A 7,346-nucleotide genomic window follows, 5' to 3' on the forward strand; every position below is an offset into this window, starting at 1 on the left:
GGAGGGTGTGGTTTTCTTCCACCAGTTGGCGGATAGCCTGTAACTGGTTTTCGAACAGCCCGGATTTGTGCAGATCGGCCGGGGCTTCATCAGGGCCAAGTGGCAGAATATTTTCAAAGTAAGTACCGCCCAACAGTCGGCGTAGAATACCCTCACCCAGAAACGCGTCGTTGCTGTTAAGGGTTCTGGTTGCCCGCAGCAAACGCCGCATGTCGTATTGTCCCGGATAGATATCGGGCACCTGCTTTTTGATGCCCAGAAGGCTGTAGGCCCCAATACGGGCGGTCCGCACCGAGCTTTCCAGTGTGAACACAACGTCGTTATGAGTCTCCACGAACTGCCCGATGCAGGCAAGATTGGTGCAGCCTTCAGGGACTACCTGAGGACGGTCACCTTTGGCCCTCGGCATGAACTGAGACGTGATGTAAGGCATCAGCGCGATGCGGGTTTTTGTGGCAGCCAGTATTTCGTCGATGTGGTCCTTCAGGCCCAGGTGGTAGCACAACTCAATCAACACTTCTTTGCCGGTACACTCGGGCATCGTCTTGTTGACGTAGTCGCCGGGTTTATCCATCAACAAAGCATAGGTCCACAACACAATCACGTCGTCGGGCTGGTCGGGGAAGTGTGGCTGGCGGTTGCAGGTAAAGCTCATCAGCCAGGCGGAATCTGTAAAGGTGACAATTCCGCCAGTAGCCGTGAATCCGGAATAAGGGTCATTAACCGACAGCTCTTTGAGCTTTTCCATCAAAGGTGAGGGTTTGCAGGTAAGCGTCACTGATTCCCAGGTTGAGCGGGGTATGTCTCCGCAGAATTTGTCTGGCCGGCCGAAGACCTCGGATTTTTCGGCCAGATTCCTCCAGAGTTGCCAGCCTGACCCCTGGCCGGCCTTGTCATTATCTTTCAACCTCGGGGCATTGTTGTCGTCGCCGTAGGCGGTATCCTCGGTCATGGATCCGGTTGTGACGAACACCAGATCACGTGCGCCGACATTGAAGGTCTTGTCCCCGTCTGCACCGTGGCACTGGATTGTCTTGACGGTTCTGGTGCCATCCCCGCTCTCCATATCCAGATCCGTCACGATCATGTCGTACTCGATATTCACACCCTGGTCTTTGAGCCAGTTCATGAGCGGCCTGACGAAGCTGTCGTACTGGTTATATTTCGGGAACACCAGTGACGTCATGTCGTTCAGTCCGTCCATCAGATGCAGGAAACGATGCATGTAGAGCTTCATTTCAAGCACCGAGTGCCAGTTCTGAAACGCAAACATGGTGCGCCAAAAAGTGTAGAAATTAGTGCCGAGAAAACCCTCACTGAACCATTGCTCAACCGTGATGTCGTCCAGATCCTCTTTCCGGGCCAATAGCAGCCTGATGATCTCAAGCTGCTGGCGCCTGGTAAGATCCATGGTCGAGAAGTCTTTGATCTGTCCCTGGTTTTCCAGGAGCCTGGCTTTTGACCAGTTCTTGTCGGCATCGTTCACGATGCGGTACTCATCAAGCACGGTGAACGGGGCAGGCAGTTCGAGCGCGGGTATTTCCGAGAAAACATCCCAGAAGTTCTGGTAGGTCATCTCCATTTCACGACCTCCACGGACGATATATCCGTCCTCGGCGTTACCGGCGCCATCCAGCGAACCACCCTCTATGTCCTGCTCCTCGAGAAAGGTGATGTTGCCCGCAGGCATGTGGCCGTCGCGAATGAGAAAAAAGGCAGCAGACAGGCCCGCAATGCCGCCACCGATAATCCACGCCCGGCGCTCCGCAACACCCTCTGTGGGAAGCGGCCGGTTGTTGGTATAGCTGCCGTGCAGGTCTGCCGGTGGCAGGGGGGTGTCGACCCCGTTGTGCAGGTGCCTCGATGAGGCGTCGGGCGTCACATCGACGTTCTGCTTTCCCAGGGCTTCAATGTGAGGTGAGAGTTTTGAGCCGAGCTTTCTGGTGAGACTGGATCTGGCCATTCAGGGATCTCCTTTCCTGAGGATAACTGTCCATACAGTATGCGGGGCGGGCAGAAACTCAGGGTGACACACATCAACGGGGCCTGAATCGTCACCAAAAATTCACGGGGAGGCATGAGCAGATCGTTACGATTCCCTGTCTTCTGCGCTCTCCTCTGCTTCGACTTCGGCTTTCCGCGCCTGTATCTTCCGCATCTTTTCATCGGAGATCGGGAATTTGTTCGCACTGTCCCGCAGCATCAGAAGGCTGCCAACTACCAGAGCAATAGCGAGTAAAAGGAATACCCAGCCGATGAGTGGCATAAACCTGTCTCCCTGGATGGTGACTTTCCTTAATAGTGGACCAGACAACTGCTTACCACAACCGCTACTCATAGATTCATCGGATCGAGCCTGTAATAGCCCTGCAGGGCTTTGTAGACCTCTGGTTGCTCGTGCTTGAGGTGACCGGGCTGCTGGAAAAACGCCTCAGTCAGCACGGCAAAAAATTCCGCCGGTTCGGTTGCGCCGTAGGGATCAAGCCACGGTTTATGGTGGTGCTGCAGAGAATGCCTGAGATCCTCATAGGCCGTGGTCATTGAACTTTGCCAGTGCCTGGCCTGTTCTCCGCCCAGGGGCGGCGCCCCGTCCGCGGTGCCGTCGAGATAATCCAGCTGGTGAGCAAACTCATGAAGCATCACGTTGTGACTGCTGTTCGGGTTCATGGCCGCCTCTTCACATTCTTTCCAGGCCAGCACCACCTGGCCCCGGCTAGAAGCCTCGCCGGCCCGGATTTCATTACTCTCGCTGACAACCATTCCGTCGCTTTCAATGTCTCTGACATGGTAGGCATCGGGATAGACCAGAATGCTGCTTACCTCATCAAAATCCGAATACGGGCGGGCAAGAATCAGCACACAGGCATGCCCGGCGATAGTGACCCGCACGGCGTCATCCACGTCAAAGCCGTCACAGCCATAAAATTCTTTCTCGGAAAGAAACAGTTGCACCCGCTGCTCCAGTGCCTGCTTCAGCGGCTCGGAAAGTTTTCGGTAAAGGGGCACGCTGGACTCAAGGTGTCGTCTCCAGAGGTCTGGAAAGGGGACTCTCAGTTCCCGTTCTCTTCGCCAGGTGCGGTAAAAGAAGAGGTAGAAAACGGTGGCCGCGATCAGGGTCACTGCAAAGACTGCGAAAACAAGTGCTGCCGACATGCTGCTCCCAGCGACCGTTGATTGAATTACCCCTTATCTTACAGAAAAATGGCATCTGCAAGCAGGCAGGTTCCGTATTGCTGGTTGTTCTTGATAGCAGGGGATGTGAAGCTGCATGAACTTTACCCATCGTCGAGGAGGCTGATATGTCAGAGAATTCCGTTGTAGTGATTACCGGTGCAAACCGTGGCATTGGTCTGGAGCTTGCCCGGCTGTATGCGGGCCGTGGCTGTTCGGTGATCGGTGTGTGTCGGGAGGCCTCGCCGGAGCTGGAAGAGGTTGCCAAGCGGATTATCGAGAGCGTAGACGTGACGACTGATGCGGGCGTGGCCAAGCTCGTGGCTGGTCTTGAGGGCCAGTCCATTGATCTGCTGATCAACAATGCCGGTCTGCTGCAGGACGAGAAACTGGGCAGTATCGATTTTGATTCCATTCGTACGCAGATGGAAATCAACGCCTACGCTCCACTGAAAATTGCTGAAGCCCTGTTTGAAAAAATCCCCTCCGGAGGCAAAATCGCCAACATCACCAGCCGCATGGGCTCTATCGCCGACAACGACTCTGGCGGCCGCTATGGGTACCGTGCTTCAAAAGCGGCGTTGAATGCCTTTGGCAAGTCCCTCGCGATGGATCTGAAACCGAGGGGTATCGCGGTGGCCCAGCTGCACCCGGGTTATGTTCAGACCCGAATGGTGAATTTTGGTGGGTTGATTAGTCCGGAAGAATCGGCAAAAGGCCTGGCAGAGCGGATTGATGGCCTGACCCTGGAGAATACGGGATCGTTCTGGCACAGCAACGGCGACGAGCTGCCGTGGTGATCCTGAAAACATTTTCATTTGTTTGCATTGGAGTGAGGCAGGATTCTGTTTTAACGAGTACTCTTGTTACCTAAAAAAGGAATTCTGCTGTCGATGAAAAGTGCGAGTGCTCCAATGAATTATGAGCCTGAGCGGGAGCGCAGGCCCCAGTTCTGGCGTTTGGCCATGCGATGTGCCCAGATAGCCGGAACTGTAGATGTCATCTTTTTCTTTCTTTTTCATGCATTGGGTTCGCCGGTTCTGGCATGGATCAACGTGGTTAGCGTGGCCATGTATGCCGGCGCCTACTACGCACTCAAATACCATAAGAACAAGATTGCGGTCGTACTGATCTGGGCGGAAGTGCTCGGGCACGCCGGCCTCGGGACCGTTCTTATCGGCTGGGAGAGCGGTTTCCATTATTACCTTCTGATGTTCATACCGGCGATCTGCGTTTCCGCGTCCCGAAGATGGGCGATTTATGCGCTACTCACTCTCTGGGGATACTACGTCGCGCTCGATGCCTTGATGTGGTACATCGAACCGTTGCAGCCAATCCCCCAGACAGCCCTTAACATAGTCCATCTGTTCAATCTGAGCGTGGTCTTTGCAATGTTCAGTTACCTGGCTTCCTATTACCTCAGCATGGTTGTTTCGGCACAGCGCAAGCTTCGCGAAATGGCAACAACGGACTCATTAACCGGGCTTTTCAATCGTCGTCATATGACCTATCTGGCTGAAAAAGAGGTATCGCGGTTCCGGCGCAGCGGACACCCGGTCGGTTTCCTCCTGCTGGATGTCGATCATTTCAAGTCGATCAATGATGCCTTCGGACATGAAGCCGGTGACAGGGTACTCGGCTGTGTTGCCGATGTGATCCGGGAAGAATTAAGGGCTCAGGATCTGATAGGTCGATGGGGTGGTGAGGAGTTTCTGGTCATTCTTCCGGATACGAATGCTGATAAAGCGCAAGCAAGCGCGGAGCGGATACGAAAGGCGTTTTTGGCAAGGGACTGGCGCGCAGTTATCGGCGGTGATATCGATGTTACGATCAGCATCGGCGTAAGTGAGCTGCGAACTGGCGAAGACCTGAGTGCCGCGGTCAGCAGGGCTGATGAAGCGCTTTACCGCGGTAAAACGGGCGGCCGTAACCGGGTAGAACTGGAAACCATCTGAAGGCCAAAGCAAGGGGTAGGTTTATGAGTCTGGCAATTGCACTGCATGTTCTGGCTGCGGTTATCTGGGTTGGCGGTATGTTCTTCGCCTACATGGCGATGCGTCCGGCCGTGGTTGAGGTGGTAGAGGCCTCCCAGCGTGGCCATCTTTGGTCGAAGACGCTTGAACGGTTCTTCCGCTGGGTTTGGCTCGCGGTTGTGCTGCTCCTGGTTACCGGCTACTGGATGATTTTCAGTGTGTTTGGCGGTATGGCCGGTGCTGGCTGGCACATTCATGCCATGCAGACGCTCGGGCTAGTTATGATGCTGCTCTACTTTCACGTGTATTTTGCGCCTTTCCGACGCCTCAAGCAGGCGGTTGCAGACAAGGATCCGCAGGCTGGTGGTGTTCAGGTGGGAAAGATTCGCCGTCTGGTCGGTATCAATCTGATTCTCGGCCTGATTGTGGTCGCCATAGGGTCTGGCGGTCGGTACCTGTAAGGCTGAGCGATCGGGGACCGATACCATGTCTGATATTCGAAAGAGAGCCATTGCAGGCCTGAAAGCCGGCGATTCGTTTACCCTGGTGCGTACGTTCACCGAGGATGAGACTCTGTCCTTTGGCGAAATCAGCCGAGATCAGAATCCGGTTCACTACAGCGATGAGTTTGCCCTGGCCAAGAACCTGCAGGGAAAGATCTGCCATGGCTTGCTGGTTGGCGGGATGATCACGGAAGTGGGTGGGCAGATTGGCTGGCTGGCGTCCGGGATGAATTTTCGCTTCCGCCGGCCAGTGTATTTCGGGGATACCGTCACCTGTGTATTCACCATCACCGAAGTGGATGCAAGGAATCGGGCCCGGGCCGAAGCGGTGCTCTCGAATCAGCATGGTGAGCCGGTTATCGAAGCCACGCTAACGGGTGTTCTACCCGGGCCGAAGGAACAGCAGTTGATGTCAGCAATGATCAGCGAAGAGAGAACCACGTCTGCCGGCTGACCAGCACCGGCTAAGGCGTCAGTCCTCCTCGGCGTCCCTCATCCGTTCCTGTCGCTCCCACTCTTCCTCTTTTGCCGCATCGATGATTTCCATCAGTTCGTCGACGTTGGCAGCGGTGTCATCGTGCTGGAAGCAGCCCGTGAGCTTGCTGTCCGGGTGCAGGTCGCCGGACTCGTAGAGCGCCCAGATCTCCTTGCCATAATCGGTGTTCAGCAGTTCCGGCGCGAAGCGTCCGAAATAACGGCGCATATTGTCGACGTCGCGCTCCAACATGCGTTCCGCGTTGTTATTGCCGGACGCATTGACGGCCTGGGGAAGATCAATAATGACAGGACCGCGGGCATCGACCAGCACGTTGAATTCCGACAGATCCCCATGGATCAGACCGGCGCTCAACATACGGACAACCTCTCGGATGACCTGGCCGTGGAAGTCGCGGGCCTGTTCCGGGGACAGGGTGACATCATCCAGCCTGGGCGCGGCCTTGCCATCTTCATCCGCCACCAGCTCCATCAGCAGTACACCGTCCACGAAGCCCAGAGGTTCGGGAACCCGGACACCGGCGGCGGCAAGCCGGTAGAGGGCATCCACCTCGGCGTTGAGCCAGGCATCTTCCTGTTCCTTCTGGCCATATTTGGTTTTCTTGCTCATGGCCCTGGCCCGTCGGCTGTTCCGGACCTTTCGGCCTTCCTGGTATTCCACAGCCTGCTTGAAGCTTCGCTTGGAGGCTTCCTTGAAGACCTTGGCGCAACGTGTCTGGTCGCCACAGCGCACCACATAAACCTGCGCTTCCTTGCCGCTCATAAGCTGGTAGAGCACTTCGTCCACCATGCCGTCATCGACAAGTGGTTGTAATCTCTTCGGTACTTTCATAAAACCTTTCAGACGGACAGTGAGTCGGCCAGCCACGTTCATTGATCTGGAACAAGACTGGATGCAGGCAGGGCAGGGACAATGACTGCTACGGAGCATAGCTTACATGAAAATCGTTTTCCTGATCCTGTTGATTCTGGTGGTTGCCGCCACCGTCGCTCTGTGGTTCTGGCGACAGGCTGACCACAATGCGGACCAAGCCGCCATGGCGAGGTTGGCGGCTCTGCAGCCGGCTTCACCGCAGCGTTTTGATCTTTCTCTCCTCGAGGGGCTGCCGGAGCCCGCCCGGCGGTATTTCCGGTACACCATTCAGCCCGGAACTCCGCTTTATACGGTTGCCCGGATATCCATGACCGGAAAATTCGGCATGGG

Annotated in this window: 9 protein-coding genes; 5 read left to right on the forward strand and 4 right to left on the reverse strand. The window is 55.6% G+C overall.

Features of this window, described 5'->3' with window-relative positions:
• From B2W52_RS16650 to B2W52_RS16660, 3 genes are all read right to left on the reverse strand, one after another.
• Window positions 1-1,963, reverse strand: a 1,963-nt coding sequence (locus tag B2W52_RS16650; protein ID WP_286803768.1) for an oleate hydratase, incomplete at its 3' end; no start/stop codon positions are given.
• Window positions 1,964-2,089: 126 nt separating this feature from the next.
• Entirely contained in the window at window positions 2,090-2,266 is a 177-nt protein-coding gene (locus B2W52_RS16655) for a DUF2897 family protein (RefSeq protein WP_008176045.1), read from the reverse strand.
• 68 nt (window positions 2,267-2,334) lie between these two features.
• On the reverse strand, window positions 2,335-3,153 hold the full coding sequence (locus B2W52_RS16660) for a M90 family metallopeptidase (protein WP_008176043.1): 819 nt from the start codon (window positions 3,151-3,153) through the stop codon (window positions 2,335-2,337).
• A gap of 146 nt (window positions 3,154-3,299) precedes the next feature.
• Here B2W52_RS16660 and B2W52_RS16665 point away from each other — a divergent pair, with 146 nt between their 5' ends.
• The 4 genes from B2W52_RS16665 (at window position 3,300) to B2W52_RS16680 (ending at window position 6,101) form a co-directional block, all read left to right on the forward strand.
• On the forward strand, window positions 3,300-3,971 hold the full coding sequence (locus tag B2W52_RS16665) for an SDR family oxidoreductase (protein WP_273071181.1): 672 nt from the start codon (window positions 3,300-3,302) through the stop codon (window positions 3,969-3,971).
• A 114-nt stretch (window positions 3,972-4,085) separates the two neighbouring features.
• A complete protein-coding gene (locus B2W52_RS16670) occupies window positions 4,086-5,126 on the forward strand; it encodes a GGDEF domain-containing protein (RefSeq protein WP_286803769.1) in 1,041 nt (346 codons plus the stop codon).
• A gap of 23 nt (window positions 5,127-5,149) precedes the next feature.
• A complete protein-coding gene (locus B2W52_RS16675) occupies window positions 5,150-5,605 on the forward strand; it encodes a CopD family protein (RefSeq protein ID WP_014576340.1) in 456 nt (151 codons plus the stop codon).
• Between the two features lie 25 nt (window positions 5,606-5,630).
• On the forward strand, window positions 5,631-6,101 hold the full coding sequence (locus B2W52_RS16680; protein ID WP_273071187.1) for a MaoC family dehydratase: 471 nt from the start codon (window positions 5,631-5,633) through the stop codon (window positions 6,099-6,101).
• Window positions 6,102-6,119: 18 nt separating this feature from the next.
• Here B2W52_RS16680 and B2W52_RS16685 read toward each other — a convergent pair whose 3' ends face one another.
• On the reverse strand, window positions 6,120-6,974 hold the full coding sequence (locus B2W52_RS16685; RefSeq protein WP_286803770.1) for a PA4780 family RIO1-like protein kinase: 855 nt from the start codon (window positions 6,972-6,974) through the stop codon (window positions 6,120-6,122).
• Window positions 6,975-7,080: 106 nt separating this feature from the next.
• On the opposite strand from B2W52_RS16685, the gene B2W52_RS16690 reads away from it, so the two are divergent.
• The coding region (locus tag B2W52_RS16690) for a DUF6544 family protein (RefSeq protein ID WP_349677078.1) at window positions 7,081-7,346 on the forward strand (266 nt) is incomplete at its 3' end.

The sequence above is a fragment of the Marinobacter sp. UBA2498 genome (assembly GCF_002341575.1).
GTDB classification, from domain to species: Bacteria; Pseudomonadota; Gammaproteobacteria; order Pseudomonadales; family Oleiphilaceae; genus Marinobacter; species Marinobacter manganoxydans.